The 15,178-nt window shown below is 68.6% G+C and carries 19 protein-coding genes; 3 read left to right on the forward strand and 16 right to left on the reverse strand.

The genetic code is table 11. From position 1 onward, the window contains the following. Positions 1-5 precede the first annotated feature (5 nt). The 3 genes from ACVJ6E_RS07030 to ACVJ6E_RS07040 form a co-directional block, all read right to left on the reverse strand. Positions 6-1,316, reverse strand: coding sequence for a short-chain fatty acid transporter (locus tag ACVJ6E_RS07030; RefSeq protein WP_120267642.1), 1,311 nt, complete (start codon positions 1,314-1,316; stop codon positions 6-8). 203 nt (positions 1,317-1,519) lie between these two features. Beyond that, positions 1,520-2,050 (reverse strand): SRPBCC family protein, encoded by a 531-nt coding sequence (locus tag ACVJ6E_RS07035; protein ID WP_120267643.1) that lies wholly within the window; start codon positions 2,048-2,050, stop codon positions 1,520-1,522. After that, on the reverse strand, positions 2,047-2,418 hold the full coding sequence (locus tag ACVJ6E_RS07040; RefSeq protein ID WP_120267644.1) for an ArsR/SmtB family transcription factor: 372 nt from the start codon (positions 2,416-2,418) through the stop codon (positions 2,047-2,049). Before ACVJ6E_RS07040 ends, ACVJ6E_RS07035 begins: the two co-directional genes overlap by 4 nt. A gap of 189 nt (positions 2,419-2,607) precedes the next feature. Between ACVJ6E_RS07040 and ACVJ6E_RS07045 the strand changes: the two genes are divergently transcribed. Then, the gene (locus tag ACVJ6E_RS07045; protein WP_120267645.1) at positions 2,608-3,129 is read left to right on the forward strand and encodes a DUF2478 domain-containing protein; all 522 of its coding nucleotides are present in this window, start codon (positions 2,608-2,610) and stop codon (positions 3,127-3,129) included. A 3-nt stretch (positions 3,130-3,132) separates the two neighbouring features. On the opposite strand, the gene ACVJ6E_RS07050 is transcribed toward ACVJ6E_RS07045, so the two are convergent. From ACVJ6E_RS07050 to ACVJ6E_RS07070, 5 genes are read right to left on the reverse strand one after another with little or no spacing between them, the layout of a single operon-like run. Next, a complete protein-coding gene (locus ACVJ6E_RS07050; RefSeq protein ID WP_120267646.1) occupies positions 3,133-3,681 on the reverse strand; it encodes a 2'-5' RNA ligase family protein in 549 nt (182 codons plus the stop codon). A gap of 4 nt (positions 3,682-3,685) precedes the next feature. Next, positions 3,686-4,111, reverse strand: coding sequence for a MaoC/PaaZ C-terminal domain-containing protein (locus ACVJ6E_RS07055; RefSeq protein ID WP_120267647.1), 426 nt, complete (start codon positions 4,109-4,111; stop codon positions 3,686-3,688). After that, complete coding sequence (locus tag ACVJ6E_RS07060; protein WP_120267648.1) at positions 4,108-4,512, reverse strand: hypothetical protein; 405 nt, start codon at positions 4,510-4,512, stop codon at positions 4,108-4,110. The genes ACVJ6E_RS07055 and ACVJ6E_RS07060 overlap by 4 nt, the downstream gene beginning before the upstream one ends. 4 nt (positions 4,513-4,516) lie before the next feature. After that, positions 4,517-5,734 carry a beta-ketoacyl-[acyl-carrier-protein] synthase family protein gene (locus tag ACVJ6E_RS07065; RefSeq protein ID WP_199681006.1) on the reverse strand — a complete coding sequence of 406 codons (1,218 nt, stop codon included), beginning with the start codon at positions 5,732-5,734 and terminating at the stop codon, positions 4,517-4,519. Continuing rightward, positions 5,731-6,003 carry an acyl carrier protein gene (locus ACVJ6E_RS07070; protein WP_120267649.1) on the reverse strand — a complete coding sequence of 91 codons (273 nt, stop codon included), beginning with the start codon at positions 6,001-6,003 and terminating at the stop codon, positions 5,731-5,733. Before ACVJ6E_RS07070 ends, ACVJ6E_RS07065 begins: the two co-directional genes overlap by 4 nt. Positions 6,004-6,236: 233 nt before the next feature. On the opposite strand from ACVJ6E_RS07070, the gene ACVJ6E_RS07075 reads away from it, so the two are divergent. Next, positions 6,237-7,079, forward strand: coding sequence for a Frag1/DRAM/Sfk1 family protein (locus ACVJ6E_RS07075; RefSeq protein WP_158592624.1), 843 nt, complete (start codon positions 6,237-6,239; stop codon positions 7,077-7,079). Between the two features lie 18 nt (positions 7,080-7,097). Here the strand turns inward: ACVJ6E_RS07075 and ACVJ6E_RS07080 are convergent, their stop codons facing one another. Further along, a complete protein-coding gene (locus ACVJ6E_RS07080) occupies positions 7,098-7,883 on the reverse strand; it encodes a lysophospholipid acyltransferase family protein (RefSeq protein WP_120267651.1) in 786 nt (261 codons plus the stop codon). Between the two features lie 2 nt (positions 7,884-7,885). Beyond that, positions 7,886-8,593: a fumarylacetoacetate hydrolase family protein gene (locus ACVJ6E_RS07085; RefSeq protein ID WP_491676417.1), complete on the reverse strand. Its 708-nt coding sequence runs from the start codon at positions 8,591-8,593 to the stop codon at positions 7,886-7,888. 233 nt (positions 8,594-8,826) lie between these two features. Between ACVJ6E_RS07085 and parA the strand changes: the two genes are divergently transcribed. Next, on the forward strand, positions 8,827-9,477 hold the full coding sequence (gene parA, locus ACVJ6E_RS07090; protein WP_120267652.1) for a ParA family partition ATPase: 651 nt from the start codon (positions 8,827-8,829) through the stop codon (positions 9,475-9,477). Here parA and aat read toward each other — a convergent pair. From aat to ACVJ6E_RS07120, 6 genes are all read right to left on the reverse strand, one after another. After that, positions 9,474-10,172 carry a leucyl/phenylalanyl-tRNA--protein transferase gene (gene aat / locus ACVJ6E_RS07095; protein WP_120267653.1) on the reverse strand — a complete coding sequence of 233 codons (699 nt, stop codon included), beginning with the start codon at positions 10,170-10,172 and terminating at the stop codon, positions 9,474-9,476. The genes parA and aat overlap by 4 nt on opposite strands. Before the next feature lie 83 nt (positions 10,173-10,255). Then, positions 10,256-11,605, reverse strand: a complete 1,350-nt coding sequence (gene accC / locus ACVJ6E_RS07100; protein WP_120267654.1) for an acetyl-CoA carboxylase biotin carboxylase subunit — start codon at positions 11,603-11,605, stop codon at positions 10,256-10,258. Positions 11,606-11,619: 14 nt separating this feature from the next. Next, positions 11,620-12,072, reverse strand: coding sequence for an acetyl-CoA carboxylase biotin carboxyl carrier protein (accB, locus tag ACVJ6E_RS07105; protein ID WP_120267655.1), 453 nt, complete (start codon positions 12,070-12,072; stop codon positions 11,620-11,622). Positions 12,073-12,122: 50 nt separating this feature from the next. Beyond that, positions 12,123-12,563 carry a type II 3-dehydroquinate dehydratase gene (gene aroQ, locus ACVJ6E_RS07110; RefSeq protein WP_067215835.1) on the reverse strand — a complete coding sequence of 147 codons (441 nt, stop codon included), beginning with the start codon at positions 12,561-12,563 and terminating at the stop codon, positions 12,123-12,125. Positions 12,564-12,813: 250 nt separating this feature from the next. Beyond that, entirely contained in the window at positions 12,814-13,566 is a 753-nt protein-coding gene (locus tag ACVJ6E_RS07115) for a DsbA family protein (RefSeq protein WP_120267656.1), read from the reverse strand. Between the two features lie 58 nt (positions 13,567-13,624). Then, the gene (locus ACVJ6E_RS07120) at positions 13,625-15,082 is read right to left on the reverse strand and encodes a M48 family metalloprotease (RefSeq protein WP_120267657.1); all 1,458 of its coding nucleotides are present in this window, start codon (positions 15,080-15,082) and stop codon (positions 13,625-13,627) included. Positions 15,083-15,178: the final 96 nt, after the last annotated feature.

Below are 15,178 nucleotides of genomic sequence, written 5' to 3' on the forward strand. Positions count from 1 at the left end.
CGTCCCTACAGGACGACCAGCAGCGTCCCGATGATAACGCCGGTGATGACCAGATGGATCAGGCAGAAGCCCATGATGTCCTTGGCCTTCAGCCCGGCGATGCCGAGCATGGGCAGCGCCCAGAACGGCTGCAGCAGGTTGGTCCAGGCATCGCCCCAGGCAACGGCCATGGCAACGCGCGCGACGTCGGCGCCGAGCGCCTCGGCCGCCGGCAGCATCACCGGCGCCTGCACCGCCCACTGGCCGCCGCCCGAGGGCACGAACAGGTTGACGATGCCGGCGCTGATGAAGGTCCAGAACGGCAGGGTGGTGGCGCTGGAGATCGAGACGAACCACTCCGACAGGCTCTGTGCCAGGCCGGACTGGGTCATGATCGCCATGATGCCCGCATAGAAGGGGAACTGGATGATGATGCCGGAGCCGCCCTTGACCCCTTCCTGCAGCGCATTGAGCAGGTTGCGGGCGGTGCCGTGCAGCACGATGCCCACCATCAGGAACAGGAAGTTGACGATGTTGAGGTTCAGCCCGGCGCCGCGCACGAAGAAGTAGTGCGCCAGGAAGACGAGGCCGGCGAAGCCGACCAGCCACATCAGCAGCCGGCTGTTTTCCAGGTGTTCGGCCGGGCGGGTCGGCTCGAACGTGGTGTCGAGTTCCTCGCCCAGCTGCTCGCGCGTGACATAGACGCTCTCGTCCTCGCGCGGCAGCATCAGCCAGTTCACCAGCGGAATGACCACGAAGAGCACGGCGACGATGATCAGGTTGAAGGCGGAGAAGATCGTGTCGCCGGTGCCGATGACGCCGATCTGCGCCTCGGTGAAGTGGCCGGGCGTGGCGATGGTGAGCGGGATCGAGCCGGCAAGGCCGCCGTGCCAGATCACGAAGCCGGAATAGGCGGCGGCGATCAGCAGGCGGTAGTCGACGCGGATCTGGCGGGCCAGCTCGCGGGCGAACAGCGCGCCGACGACGAGACCGAAGCCCCAGTTGACCCAGGAGGCGACCAGCGAAACCACCGACACCAGCACGATGGCGGAGCCGGGCGAGTTCGCAAGGCCGGCCAGCAGGGCGAGGAACTTCCTCACCGGCGGCGACGAGGCGAGGATATAGCCGGTCACCAGGATCAGCAGCATCTGCATGGAGAAGGAGAGCAGGCCCCAGAACCCGTCGCCCCACATCTGGACGACGGCCATCGGGCCGGCGCCCTCGAACAGCATTGCCGACGCGACCGCGATGATGGTCAGCAGCAGAACGAAGATGAAAGCATCGGGCAGATAGCGATCCATCAGCACGACGGCAGGGCGTGAAAGTGCACGCAACATGACAGCCTCCCTTTTCTCGGCTTGCTTAGGGCCGATTCCCGGCCCGCAACCGTAGGGTGATGGGGCGCGAGATTGCTGGGGGTGTCAAGTCTGGGGAAGGTTGACCGCAAGTTGTCGTAAGGGAAGATTCGCTTGCGAGAACAAGGCGGCCGGCGAGAGGTATCTCCCCCGCCGGCCGGATGTCTTCGCCTGGACTTGCCCCATCAGGGCAGGCGCGTGTCGTAGTCCTGCTTGAGCGCGGTAAACGCGTCCCAGAAGGGCGCGGGCTTGCGCCCCTCGACCAGGGCCACCAGCGCGCCGAGATGGGCATGCCAGCCGGCGCTGACGCCGAGCAGCGAGGCGCGGTCGGGCAGGCGGGCATGAACGATGGTGAGCAGCGTGTCCTCGCCGCGCGGGGCCAGCGAGAAGGTCACGTTGCTGGCCGTGCCCCAGGTGATGGACAGGCTGCGCGGCGGATCGGCCGAGATCACCCGGCAGGTCATCCGGTTCTCGTCGCCGATGTTCTCGGGCCGGGTTCCGGGCGGGTCGGTCAGTTCGTCGTTGCGCCAGACCAGCTCGAACTCGCCACCGGGCACCAGGGTCATCTCGCCGGAGGCCAGCCACTTCTTGCGCAGCTCGCTGTCGGTGAGCCAGGCCCAGACCCGCTCGGGGGCGGCGGGCAGCACGCGGCGGATCTCCAGCGTGTCGGGGGCGGTCAGCGTGCCATGGGCATCGGGTTTTTCCATCACGGTCATGTCTTGTCTCCTTCCTTGGGTTGGTCAGTCTTCGTCTTGGCCCTTTCCTCGCGCAGCAATGCGTCGAGGACGTCGAGGCGGCCGGTCCAGAAGCGCTCGTAGAAGCCGAGCCAGTCGTGGGCGCTGGCCAGCGGCCCCGGTTCCAGCCGGCAGGTATGGGTGCGCCAGCGCACCTCGCGGCGGATCAGGCCGGCCTTTTCCAGCACCTTCACGTGCTTGGAGGCCGCCGCCAGCGACATGTCGAAGGGCTCGGCAAGCTGGCTGACGCTGCGTTCGCCCTCGGAAAGGGCCTGCAGCATCTGCCGGCGGGTGGCATCGCCGAGGGCGTGAAAGATGGCGTCGAGCCGGTGTGTTTCTTGTTCAACCATGCGGTTTAATAAACGCGGCCCGGGCGAATGAGTCAACCGAAAAGTTGAATGAATGTTCGAGGGGGCCGAAACCGCCTGCGACGCCCATGCACTTGCGCTATCCGGCCAAGGTCTGCGATACCTGTCGCGTGCAAGGGGATCCGCCGCCATCGCGGATCGACAGCCTGCGGACGTTGAGCGGAACCTGCGATGAAACTCGCCTATACGACCTCGCCCGGACGCGGCGACATGGACCTCGTGCTCGCCCGTGTTGCCGAGCGGCTGGAAGGGCAGGGCCTGCGGGTCCTCGGCGTCGTGCAGATCAATTCCGCCTGCGCCGACGACCGTCCCTGCGACATGGACGTCAAGGTGCTGCCCGACGGCCCGTTGATCCGCATCTCGCAGACGCTGGGGCCGCAGTCGCGCGGCTGCCGGCTCGACCCGCAGGGGCTGGAGCAGGCGGTCGGCGAGACCGCCGCCCGGCTCGCCTCGGGGGGCGACGTTCTCCTTGTCAACAAGTTCGGCAAGCAGGAAGCCGAGGGCAGGGGCTTTCGCGACGTGATCGCCGAGGCGCTGGCCGCCGACATGGCGGTGATCGTCGGCGTCAACGGCCTCAACCTGCCGCGGTTCCTGGAGTTCTGCGGCGACATGGCGACCCGGCTTCCCGCCGAGGTCGATGCGATCGCCGGCTGGGCCGAGACCGCGCTCGCCGCGGTTCCCGAGGACGCGTAGGGCTCAGCCCGTCAGGGCAACGCTTTCCAGCACCCGTGCCGGGTGAAACCGCACCACATCCAGCGACGACAGGCTGAGGCGCAGCGGCCACGCGGTCCCGGCGAGCGCGTCGAAGGCCGCGCCTGCATCGTCCACCTGCTCGCACAGCGTCACATGCGGCACGAAGGCTTCCGCCCGGGTATGCGGGGTCTGCCGCGCGCCGTGCCCCTCGGCCTCGATCAGCTCGGCAAGGTCCGCCTGCAGGTCCAGCAGCGCCCGCGTCGGCTTGGGCGCGGCGAAGAGCACCGCCGGGCGCGCTGGAAAGACCGCAAGGCTCGCGAGCGTCAGGCGCAGCGCCGCTGTGCGTGCGCCGATCTGTCGGGCCGCCTCACGGGCGACGGCCTCGGTGCTGCCATCCGCCTCGTCCTCGTTCAGCACGGCGAGCGTCACATGCGGGCGATAGGCGAAGTTGCGCGCCGCACCGTCGAAGCCCGCTTCGGCCAGCCGCGTCCACATCCGGCGGACCGCGTCCGCCCCGGCCTCGTCGATGGTCAGCGTGATGGCGATGGGCATGGGCCTACCCGTCTGCCGGCAGGTGCAGCACCGCTTCGCCGATGCAGATCATCGCGCCGGCGCCGTTGGCGATGGTAAGGCGCACCAGCAGTTCCGTGTCTCCGCCCGCAAGCGGGCGCACGCGGGCGATGCGTCCGCCGATGGTGATGCCGTCGCCCACCGCCAGCGGCTTCACGAAGCGCGACTGCAGGCCCTTGATGACCGCCTGGGGCAACCAGCTGCGGATCGCGCCCTCGAACCGGCCCATGATCAGCATGCCGTGGACGATGGTGCCGGGCAGGCCGGCCGCCCGCGCTGCCGTCTCGTCGAGATGGATCGGGTTGTGGTCGCCGGAGGCCTCGGCATAGGCGGCAACGTCCTGCGCGCCCAGCACGGCGAGCGGCGTGTCGGCAAAGCGGTGGCCGACGGCAAGGGCGGAAGGCGCGCTCACGGGGCCTCCTCGCGGTTCTCGAACAGCACGATCTCGGCGCGGAAGTCCTGCAAGGGCGTTTCGGCGATCTCTCCCTGCAGGGGCTGCACGCGCCCGCGCAGGGTCAGCCGGTCTGGACGTCCCTCATGCGGCTTCCAGTCGACCAGCACGGTGTAGTGCCGGTCCGCCTCCAGCGTGCCGTGATAGACGAAATCCTGAGCCTGATGGACCAGCACGGCGGAGCGCTCGGCGGCAAGCCGCGCCAGCGTTTCCATGACGCTCGGATGGGAGAAGACGGTGAAGGCGAAGGTGGCCGGCACCGGCTCTTCCGGGGCGCCGAGCGCCGCGGCGAAGGCCTTGACCGCGGCGCGCGCCGTCGACAGGTCCAGCGCGGCGATCTCGGTCCATTGCGCCTCGCTCACCGTCCTAGACCTTTCGGATGGCCACGGTGGCGTTGATCCCGCCGAAGGCGAAGGAATTGCTGAGCGCGGCATCGATCTGCCGGGGACGGGCGGTGTTGGGCACCGGGTCGGCAAGGCATTTGGGGTCGGGTGCCAGCCAGTTGATCGTCGGCGGGGCGATGCTCGCGCGCAGCGCCTCGACGGTGATCACCAGTTCGATGGCGCCGGCCGCTCCCAGCGTGTGGCCGTGGATCGGCTTGGTGGAAGACACCGCCAGCGCCTCGACATCGGCGCCGAAGACCTGGCGCAGCGCCTCGCTCTCGGCGATGTCGTTGAGCACCGTGCCCGTGCCGTGGGCGTTCACATAGCCGATCTCGTGCGGTGCAAGGCCGGCATCGGCCAGCGCGCCGGCCATGGCCGCGGCCGGTCCCTCGACGGTCGGGCGCAGCAGGTCCGCCGCATCGCTGGTGGTGCCGTAGCCGGCGAGTTCGGCAAGCGGTGTCGCCCCGCGCGCCAGCGCATGCTCCAGCTCCTCGATCACCAGCACCGCGGCGCCTTCGCCGAGTACCATGCCGTTGCGCTTGTCGGAGAAGGGCCGGCACGCCTCCGGCGCCATCACCCGCAGCGCTTCCCAGGCACGGAAGCTTGCCGGCGTCAGCAGCGCCTCGCTGCCGCCCACCAGCATCGTGTCGGCCAGGCCGGAACGGATCATGTGCATGCCGTAGCCGACCGACTGGGTGCCGGAGGCGCAGGCGCTGGAAATGGCGAGCGAGGGGCCGCGCGCGCCGTAGCGCATGCTGATCTGCGAGGCGGCGGCGTTCGGCATCACCTTGGCGATGGCCAGCAGGTCGGGGCGCGCGTCGTGGATGTAGAAATTGTAGTGGCCGTCGTCGGAGGTCCAGGCTCCGCCGATGCCAGATCCGATGATCGTGCCGCAGCGGGTCCCGAGCGGCACTTGCGTGTCGAGCCCGGCATGCCGCAGGGCCTCGTCGGCGGCCACCATCGCCAGCTGGGCGAATCGGTCGGTGGTCTTGATCTCCTGCTCGCTCAGATGGGCGGCAGGCTCGAAGCCGGAAATATGGGCCGAGCGCGAGACCCGCTGGCGCGGATAGCGCTCGAAGCGCAACTCGCTGACGCCGCTGCGTCCGTCGCGGGCAGCCTCCCACAGGGCCTGCACACCGGTGCCGGCCGCCGTGATTGCTCCCATTCCGGTGATGACGACGCGCCTGGTTGCGCTGGTCACTCGGCGCCTTCTTTCATCCGTGCTGCAAGCACATTCAGGAAATCGCCCAGGCTCCGCGCCTCGGCCAGATCGCCGTCGACGGGAATGTAGACGCCGAATTCTTCTTCGATCGCCATCAGGATGACGACCATGTCGGCCGACTGGATGCCGAGTTCCTCGAACGTGGCATCGACAACGAGCTTCTCGCGCTCAACCATTCCCTCCTTGGCGACCAGATCCAGCAGACGCTCGATCGTTGCGGCATCCATCCCCTCTGCCGTCAGTCCCATGTCAGCCCCGTACCTGCAGTTTTCAGCGTTTTATGAGTGTCATAAGGGTTAAGCCGGTTCGGTTCCAGCATCAAGTCGATCCGAAATCGGAACAAATACGGAGGTCATCCCGACGTTTCCACGCCTTGAGCGGCTTGCGGAGGGGGAAGGGCTCCACTATTCACGTCCTGCCCCTTGGACAGCGGCGGCCGCCGCGGCCGAAGGGGAGGAACAGGACGAGACGGCAGGCGCGCATGAGACAGTCTTTGCACACGGCCACGGGCGGCAGCGCGCCGGGTTCCGAGAGGGCGCCGCTTCTTGCCCGTCTCGCCGGGCTCGCGGTCAGCGTTCCGGTGGTGGTGATCCCGGCCTGGGCGATCTACATGATGGTCTGGGCCCGCTGGACCTTCTACGAGCGCCATCCCGACTATATCCAGCAGAGCGCGCCGACCGTCAGCCGGGCGATCACCGACCCCTATATCGGCGATCCGTTCGCGGCAGTGATTCTTGCCGTCGCCATCGTCATCGCGCTGGCGATGGTGCCGCTGACCTATGCCTTTTACGGGGCGATCTCGGCGCGCGCCGGCCACATGCCTAAGGTCGCGGCCAGCCTGCGCCGGATGATGGCGGTGTTCCTGGTCATGCAGGTGCTGGGCACTTCGGGCATGGTCATCTGCACGCAGATCACCTTCCGCCACGACCACGACCTGCACATGCTGGGCAGCTACCTGTTCTTCGTGTTCCAGGCGCTGTCGATCCTGATGAGCGGCATCATCACCACGCGGCTGATGCGCCTGCCGGACACGGGCCGGCCCAGCTACCTGTGCCTCGGCTCGCGCTACACCCGCCTTCGCCGCGCCCTTGCCTTCGTCACCGCCGGCCTTGCCGGGCTCTATGTGGCTCTGTTCCTGGTCAAGGGGCTCGACCTGCCGGTCACCGAATACACGATCTACTACGTCTACACGGTGCAGGAGATCGTCACGATCTCGGCCTATATCGTGCAGGTGATGCTCTACGCGCCGGAGATCTACCGCATCGTGCGCAATCTCGTTGCTTCCGGCACCTTGCGACTTGACGCGGCCCCGGCGACCGCGTGATGTCCGGCGGCCCGCCGCTCAGCTTGCCGCGCCACTGGCGCTGCGAACCAGCGCGTCGGTGCGTGTCTCCACCTGCTGCTCCAGCTGTTCCATGAACTGGCCGGAGGAAAGTCCCGCCGGGATCGTCGGCAGGAACTCGATGGTGATGCGGCCGGGAAACTTCCATGCGCTGTTGCGCGGCCAGAAGACGCCGGAATTCAGCGCCACCGGTACGCAAGGCACCTGCAGCGAGCGATAGAGCGCGGCAACGCCGGGCCGATAGGTCGGGGCGGACAGCGGCGTGCTGCGCGTGCCTTCGGGAAAGATCACCACCTGCCGTCCCTCGGCGACCCGCTGTTTCGCCTGGCGGATCAGGTCCATCAGGGCGCTGGCTCCGGCCGCGCGGTTGATGGCGATATGGCCGAGCCGCCACATGCCCCAGCCGGCGACCGGGATCCATGTCAGCTCCCGCTTCAGCACGAAGGCCGGATCCTTGAGGATCACCTGCAGCGCCAGCGTCTCGAAGGCCGACTGGTGCTTGGCGGCGATCAGGCAGGCGCCGTCGGGCAGGTGCTCCAGGCCGCGCACCTCATAGCCAAGGCCGACGATCAGCCGCAGCAGGCCCAGCCAGCCCCGCACGATCACACGCACCGCGATGCGGGTCACCGCGCGCGGCAGGATCATGAAGACGCAGGCCGGCAGCAACAGGGTAAGGCTGGCGATCACCAGCACCAGCAGGAGCAGCGAGCGCAGGACGACGAGCGGTGTCGCGCGCGGCGGTTTCCAGCCGGTTGCCGATGGCGTTGGGGCGCCGTCTGCGGCCATCGTCAGCCCCGGTCCTGCGGCTCGCCGATGGTCAGGCTGAGCCGTGCCACGCCCTCGATTTCGCCCTCCAGTCGGTCGCCGGGAACCAGAGCGGCAACGCCGGCCGGCGTGCCGGTGAAGATCAGGTCGCCGGGCATCAGCTCCACCGAGGCGCTGCAGATCGCGACGATATCGGCGACGGGCCAGATCTGGTCGGCAAGGTCGCCCTGCTGGCGGATCTCGCCGTTCACCGACAACGCGATGCGCCCGCTGGTCGGGTGGCCGATGCGGCTTGCCGGAACCAGCGGCGAGCAGGGAGCGGAGCGATCGAAGGCCTTGCCCCAGTCCCAGGGGCGGCCGAGGTCCTTGGCCTGCTGCTGCAGGTCGCGGCGCGTCAGGTCGATGCCGATGCCGTAGCCCCAGATGTGGCTTTCCGCATCCTCCGGCGCGATGTTGCGCCCGCCGCGGCCGATGGCGACCACCAGTTCGACCTCGTGATGCAGGTCCTTCGTCAGCGGCGGGTAGGGGATGGTGCCGCCGGCATCGCACACCGCGTCCGCCGGCTTGGTGAAGAAGAAAGGCGGCTCCCGGTCCGGGTCCTTGCCCATCTCGCGGGCATGGGCGGCATAGTTGCGCCCGACGCAGAACACCCGGCGGATGGGGAAGCGCGCATCCGTTCCCTCTACGGCGACATCGGCCGAGGCAGGAGGCGCAATCACGTAGTCGGTCACCGGAAATCTCCTGCTGAGGGAATGCCCCGGGAAAGCGGGGAGCCCCTGTTTACGCCCTCGGCCCCATCCGGTCCAGACTTGGCGGGGAGGGCGCTGCCTCCCGCTCATCCTGTTGCGCATGCTGGCGCCGGCGGCCACGATGATGGCGATTGTCTTTGATTTTTTGCAATGCAACAATGGCGGGCAGCACTCGTAAACAACACGAGCGGGAACGCAACCTGCGGGAGCAGTCGATGACGGGGCGTATCATTTCGGTCGCACAGCAAAAGGGCGGCTCGGGCAAGACGACGCTGGCGGCGCATCTTGCGGTGGCGCTGGCCGCGCGCGGCGCCTTTCCGGTCGCCGTGGTCGACATCGACCCGCAAGGGTCGCTCGGCACCTGGTACGAGACCCGCGAGGAGGCGCTCGGCGACGGGGCCACCGGCCTGACCTTCCGCACCTCCAGCGGCTGGGGCGCCCGGCGCGAGGCCCGCTCGCTTGCCCGCGACCACGGTCTCGTCATCCTCGACACCCCGCCCAAGACCGATTCCGATGTGCGTCCCGCCATTGAGGCCGCCGATCTCGTCATCATCCCGATGCAGCCGACGCCGGTCGACCTTTGGGCCACCGGCCAGACGGTCGACATCGCCCGGCGCGAGGGCACCGACACGCTCGTCGTGCTGAACCGCGTGCCGCCGCGCGCCGCGCTGACCTCCGAGGTGATGGGGCTGATCGACGAGAACGGCTTCACCGTTGCCTCGGCCCAGCTCGGCAACCGCACGGCCTTCGCCGCCTCGATGGGCGAGGGGCTGACGATCCTCGAGACGGACCAGCGCGGCAAGGGCGCGGACGAGACGCGCCTGCTGGCCGAAGAGGTCGCGCGTCTGCTCGGGCTCGAGGTTTAGGGAGCTCGGTCTCCGCCGGAGCCATCCTGTGCGCCGTCCAGCACGGCCAGCGCCTGTGCGCCCGTCACGCGGTCGGACAGGGCCAGGAAGTCGCCATAGTGGTTGAGCGCGGCGCTCAGCTGCTTGTCGTAGCGCGCCTTCGGCACTTCTTCCGCACCGAACTGGGCCAGATGCTCGGTGACGAACTGCGCGTCGAGCAGGTGGTAGCCGCCGGCGATCAGCCGCGCCACCAGATGGCTCAGCGCCACCTTGGAGGCATCGCGCTCGCGGGCGAACATGCTCTCGCCGAAGAAGGCGCCGCCCAGCGACACGCCGTAGAGCCCGCCGACCAGCTCGCCGCCGCGCCAGGCCTCCACCGTATGGCAGTAGCCCATGTCGTAGAGCGCGCCGTAGAGGCGGCGGATCTCGCGGTTGATCCAGGTCTTGCGGCGGCCGTCCGCCGGGGCGGCGCAGCCGTCGATCACGGCCTGGAAGTCGTGGTCGATGCGGATCTCGAACACGTCCTGGCGGATGGTTCGGCGTAGGCGGCGGGGGATGTGGAAGCTCTCGAGCGGCAGGACGCCGCGATGCTCCGGCTCGATCCAGAAGAGGTTGGGATCGTCGGCCGACTCGGCCATGGGAAAGATGCCGCAGGCATAGGCCTTGAGCAGCACCTGCGGCGTGATGACCAGCGGATCGTGGGTGTTCCCGGCCATGGCTGCCTTTCCTGCCGGACGCGCGAGGCGGGCGCCCGCAAACGTTGGGGGGACGGCGCCGGCGGGCGGCGCCGTCCGTCCCGTCAGTCGTCCGACTTGGCGGCGAGATACTTCTCGAGCCAGTGGATGTCGTACATGCCGTTGGCGATGTCCTGGTTGTCCACCAGGTCGCGGAACAGCGGGATCGTCGACTGGATGCCGTCGACGACGAACTCGTCGAGGCAGCGACGCAGCCGCATCATGCACTCCACCCGGTTACGGCCGTGCACGATCAGCTTGCCGATCAGGCTGTCGTAGTGCGGCGGGATCCGGTAGCCCTGATAGACGCCGGAATCGACGCGCACGCCGAGGCCGCCGGGCGGATGGTAGTAGCTGATCTGGCCGGGCGAGGGCGCGAAGGTGCGCGGGTTCTCGGCGTTGATGCGGCATTCGATGGCGTGGCCCTCGAACAGCACGTCCTCCTGGCGCAGCGTCAGCTCGGCGCCCGAGGCGATGCGGATCTGCTCGTTGACCAGATCGATGCCGGTGATCATCTCCGTCACCGGATGCTCCACCTGCAGGCGGGTGTTCATCTCGATGAAGTAGAACTTGCCCTCTTCGTAGAGGAACTCGATCGTGCCGACGCCGCGGTATTTCAGCTTGCGCATGGCATTGGCGACGATCTCGCCGATCTCCTTGCGCTGTGCCGCGTTCAGAGCCGGGGAGGGAGCCTCCTCCCACACCTTCTGGTGACGGCGCTGCAGCGAGCAGTCGCGCTCGCCCAGATGGATCGCGTTGCCCCGGCCGTCGCCCAGCACCTGGATCTCGATGTGGCGCGGCTTGCCTAGATACTTCTCCATGTAGAGCGCATCGTCGCCGAAGGCGGCCTTGGCTTCCGAGCGGGCCGTCGACAGCGCGGTGTCGAGGTCCTTTTCGGTGAGCGCCACCTTCATGCCGCGTCCGCCGCCGCCGGCGGCGGCCTTGACCAGCACCGGATAGCCGATCTCGCGGGCGATCGCATGGGCGTCGTCGCTCGGCGTCACCGCGCCGTCGGAGCCCGGAACCACCGGGATGCCCAGCTCCATAGCGGTCTGCTTGGCGGCGATCTTGTCGCCCATGATGCGGATATGCTCGGCGGTCGGGCCGATGAAGGCGATGTTGTGCGCCTCCAGGATCTCCGCGAAGCGGGCGTTTTCGGACAGGAAGCCGTAGCCGGGGTGGACCGCGTCGGCACCGGTGATCTCGCAGGCGGCCAGCAGCTGCGGGATGTTGAGATAGCTGTCGCGTGCCGGCGGCGGGCCGATGCAGACGCTCTCGTCGGCAAGGCGCACATGCATGGCATCGGCATCGGCGGTCGAGTGCACGGCCACCGTCTGGATGCCAAGCTCCTTGCACGCGCGCAGGACCCGCAGCGCGATCTCGCCCCGATTGGCGATCAGGATCTTGGAGAACATGGGCTCGGTCCCCGTCACTCGACGACGACGAGGGGCTCGCCGTACTCCACGGGCTGGCCGTCTTCGACGAGGATCGCGGTCACCCGTCCGGCGCGCGGCGCCGGGATCTGGTTCATGGTCTTCATCGCCTCGACGATGAGCAGCGTGTCGCCGGCGGCAACCGTGTCGCCGACCTCGACGAAGGTGCGCGCGCCCGGCTCCGGCGAGCGGTAGGCGGTGCCGACCATCGGCGAGGTCACGGCGCCGGGATGGTTGGCGGCCTCGGCGGCGGCGACCGGTGCGGGCGCGGCGGCTGCGGGAGCTGCGGCGCGGCCGATGGAGACCGGGGCCTCGACGGTGACCTGACGGGCGACGCGGACGCGGAAGTCGTCCCGCTCGAGCTCGATCTCGGTCAGATTGGTCTCGTCGAGCAGCGCGGCGAGCTGGCGAATCAGGTCCTGGTCGAGCTGGTTTTTCTTTTCCGACATGGGCTTGTCTTGATCTTTTCGTGGTTGTTCGGGCGTCATGCGCCCGCAGGTCATGGCCTGATGACGGTCGACAGCGCTTCCAGCGCCAGCCGGTAGCCCGTCGGGCCGAAGCCGCAGATCACGCCGAGCGCGACCGGCGAAACGTAGGAGCGGTGGCGAAACGCCTCGCGTGCGTGGACGTTGGACAGATGGACCTCGACGGTCGGGATCTGTGCCGCCCGGATCGCGTCGTGAAGCGCCACCGAGGTATGGGTATAGGCCGCCGGGTTGATCACCAGGCCCTGGGCGACGTCGCCCGCCTCCTGGATCCAGTCGACCAGCACGCCCTCGTGGTTGGACTGGCGGAACTCGATGTCCAGATCGAGATCCTCGCCGACATCGCGGCACAGCCGCTCGATATCGGCCAGCGTCGCCGTTCCGTAGGTGGAAGGCTCCCGGGTTCCGAGCCGGTTGAGGTTCGGTCCGTTGAGGACATAGATCGAGGCGGACATGCAATCCTCTTCAAGGGTCCCGGCGCGGATCTTCCGGAGCCGGGACGTCCGGCCTCCGGAACGTGGCGCTGGAGCCCGACAAGGGGTGACGCGCCGCATCCTGGCGCCGCGTCACGATACCTCGCCTCTTATAGGCACTCGCGCGGATGAGGAAAAGACCTGATCTTGCCGCTAGGCTGTGCGCGGGCACCGCCCGCAGGGCAGGGCGCGGCCCCGTTGCCGGGACCGCTTGGCGCCTTTGCCCACAAGGTCAGCAGGTCGCCTGGCCGCAATTGCGCATGGCCGAGATCTTGCCCTTGAGCTGGTCGTAGCCGACCGCGCCCATCACCACCTCGTCGCCGATCACATAGGACGGGGTGCCGGTCAGGCCGAGCCGGTTGGCGAGCATGTAGACCTCCTCGATGGCGGTGTTCACCTCGCTCTTGCCCAGCGTCTCCTCGACCTTGGCCGTGTCGATGCCGGCGGTCTTGGCCGCGGCCAGCGCGGCCGCCTTGTTGGCCTGGCCGCGCAGGCCCATCAGCTCGCGGTGGAAGTCGTGGTACTTCTCCGGCGCGACCATGTTGACCGCGACCGCGACCTGCGCCGCCTCGACCGAGCCCTGGCCCAGAACCGGGAATTCCTTCAAGACGATGCGCAGCTTGTCGTCTTCTTCCAGCAGGCGCTCCATGTCGGCCATGGCCCGCTTGCAGTAGCCGCAATTGTAGTCGAAGAACTCGACCAGCGTGACGTCGCCCTCGCGGTTGCCGAGCTCCACCTGGCGGGTGGAATCGAACAGGATGTCGGCAACGCTCGACAGCGCGTCGGAGCGGGCCTTGTTGGCGGCGGCGACCTCGCGGCGCTCCAGCTCCTCCAGCGCCTCGCGGATCACTTCCGGGTTCTGGATCAGGTACTCGCGCACGATGGTCTCGACGTCGCCGCGCTTCAGCGGCGTGTCCTGGGCGAGCGCCATCGGCGACATGAGAATCGCCAGCATCGCGGCGGCGGCCAGTACGAGTTTCTTCATTCGGGTCTCCAGCGGCCGGGCCCTGCCGGCGTGAGTGCCTTGCATCCTTGCGGCGCGGTCACGACCGTCCGGGGAGCTTCGGGGGTTTATAGGATACGATATCATCGGCTTGCAGCCATGCGGGCGTGCCCCGCTTCAAATTTTTTTGTGCACGGGCGGCGTAGCGCCTGGCGGCCTCGAAATCCCCGCGTGCCATCAGGCCGCGCGCGGTCGCCACGTCCGCCTCCGCCGTCTTGCCCTGGCGCCCGAGCGCGATGGCCAGCTGCGAGTAGCCGATGGGCGAGTTCTCGTCCACCTGCAGGCCGGCCTTGAGGATCTTCTCGGCCTCCGGCAGCAGCGAATTGTCGTTCGCCGCCACCAGCGCGAAGCCCAGCCAGATCTGGAACTGCGCCTCGCGCGGGCGCAGGCTGAGGGCCTGGCGGAACGGCGCGATCGCCGCTTTCGGATTGCCCGATTCCAGCAGCGCCTGGCCCTTCAGCTCGTGGAAATAGGGATTGTCCGGCTGCCGGCGGATCAGCTTGTCGATGGCTGCCACCGCTTCCTTGCGGCTGCGGGTGCGCATGGTGACCACGGCCCGCGCGTATTCGGCCGGCAGCGAGCTGTCGGAGCGCGGGTAGTCGCGTGCCACCGTGTTCGGATGGGCGGTGAAGGCGATCAGCTTGGCGCGCACCATGTCGTGGCGGGCCTGCAGCTGCGGGTCTTCCGGCGCGTCCCAGTATGGGCTCTGGCGGGCCACCGTCTCCAGCTGGGTCAGCCGCTCCCGCGGCATCGGGTGGCTCTGCGCGTAAGGATCGGTGTACTGCGCCGAGAACAGGGTCTGGTCGGCGAAGCGGGCGAAGGTCTTCAGCATGCCGCGCGCCGACTGGCGGGTCTTCTGCAGGAAGGTGAGGGCGGCGCGGTCGGCAATCGATTCCTCGCCGCGCCGATAGGCGAGCAGCGAGCGTTGGGCGAGGCCCGCACCGGCGGTCAGCGCGCCTGCACCGCCTTGCGCGACGCCGCTGGAACCAGAGCTGGAGCCGGCGACGACGGCGCCCGCGCCCAGCACCGCGCCGATCACGGCGATGATCTGGGCATTGGCCAGCGCCTGGCGCAGCCGCACCAGGTGGTTGCCGGTGATGTGGCCGGTCTCGTGCGCCAGCACGCCGATCACCTCGCCGGGCGTTTCCGCATCGGTGATCACGCCGACATTGATGAAGATGCGGCGGGCGTCGGCGACGAAGGCGTTGAAGTCGTTGCGGTTGACCAGGACGATATCGACCTGCTGGCGGGCTATGCCGGCCGCGTCGAAGATCGGCCCGGCATAGTCGCGCATCAAGGCTTCGGTCTCCGCGTCGCGCACCAGCGGGATGCCGCCTTGCGCGTGCACGGCCGTCCCCATCGGCCCGAGCGCCAGCACGCCGGCCATCACCAGCGCCGCCGTCCGGCGCGCCAGCGTGCGCGTGGAGGGCGCCGCGTCTGCACGGCGGGCCGCGAGCGATCCTGCGGCGGATCGGTCGAGCGAGCGGAAGGACCCCATCTTCTGCCTCTTGCCTGTTCTCTTGACCTGTCGCGCCGCGCCCGGGTCCACGGGCAAAATCCCGCCCCGGTACATGCCGAGCCTCGACAGCGGCGC

It is taken from the genome of Stappia sp. G46H5W, assembly GCF_058448995.1.

Bases quoted from the DNA above. Each gene is read 5' to 3' on its own strand.
- ACVJ6E_RS07030 (WP_120267642.1), bottom strand. From the start codon at position 1,316: ATGTTGCGTGCACTTTCACGCCCTGCCGTCGTGCTGATGGATCGCTAT.
- ACVJ6E_RS07035 (WP_120267643.1), bottom strand. From the start codon at position 2,050: ATGACCGTGATGGAAAAACCCGATGCCCATGGCACGCTGACCGCCCCC.
- ACVJ6E_RS07040 (WP_120267644.1), bottom strand. From the start codon at position 2,418: ATGGTTGAACAAGAAACACACCGGCTCGACGCCATCTTTCACGCCCTC.
- ACVJ6E_RS07045 (WP_120267645.1), top strand. From the start codon at position 2,608: ATGAAACTCGCCTATACGACCTCGCCCGGACGCGGCGACATGGACCTC.
- ACVJ6E_RS07050 (WP_120267646.1), bottom strand. From the start codon at position 3,681: ATGCCCATCGCCATCACGCTGACCATCGACGAGGCCGGGGCGGACGCG.
- ACVJ6E_RS07070 (WP_120267649.1), bottom strand. From the start codon at position 6,003: ATGGGACTGACGGCAGAGGGGATGGATGCCGCAACGATCGAGCGTCTG.
- ACVJ6E_RS07075 (WP_158592624.1), top strand. From the start codon at position 6,237: ATGAGACAGTCTTTGCACACGGCCACGGGCGGCAGCGCGCCGGGTTCC.
- ACVJ6E_RS07080 (WP_120267651.1), bottom strand. From the start codon at position 7,883: ATGGCCGCAGACGGCGCCCCAACGCCATCGGCAACCGGCTGGAAACCG.
- parA (WP_120267652.1), top strand. From the start codon at position 8,827: ATGACGGGGCGTATCATTTCGGTCGCACAGCAAAAGGGCGGCTCGGGC.
- aat (WP_120267653.1), bottom strand. From the start codon at position 10,172: ATGGCCGGGAACACCCACGATCCGCTGGTCATCACGCCGCAGGTGCTG.
- accC (WP_120267654.1), bottom strand. From the start codon at position 11,605: ATGTTCTCCAAGATCCTGATCGCCAATCGGGGCGAGATCGCGCTGCGG.
- accB (WP_120267655.1), bottom strand. From the start codon at position 12,072: ATGTCGGAAAAGAAAAACCAGCTCGACCAGGACCTGATTCGCCAGCTC.
- aroQ (WP_067215835.1), bottom strand. From the start codon at position 12,563: ATGTCCGCCTCGATCTATGTCCTCAACGGACCGAACCTCAACCGGCTC.
- ACVJ6E_RS07115 (WP_120267656.1), bottom strand. From the start codon at position 13,566: ATGAAGAAACTCGTACTGGCCGCCGCCGCGATGCTGGCGATTCTCATG.
- ACVJ6E_RS07120 (WP_120267657.1), bottom strand. From the start codon at position 15,082: ATGGGGTCCTTCCGCTCGCTCGACCGATCCGCCGCAGGATCGCTCGCG.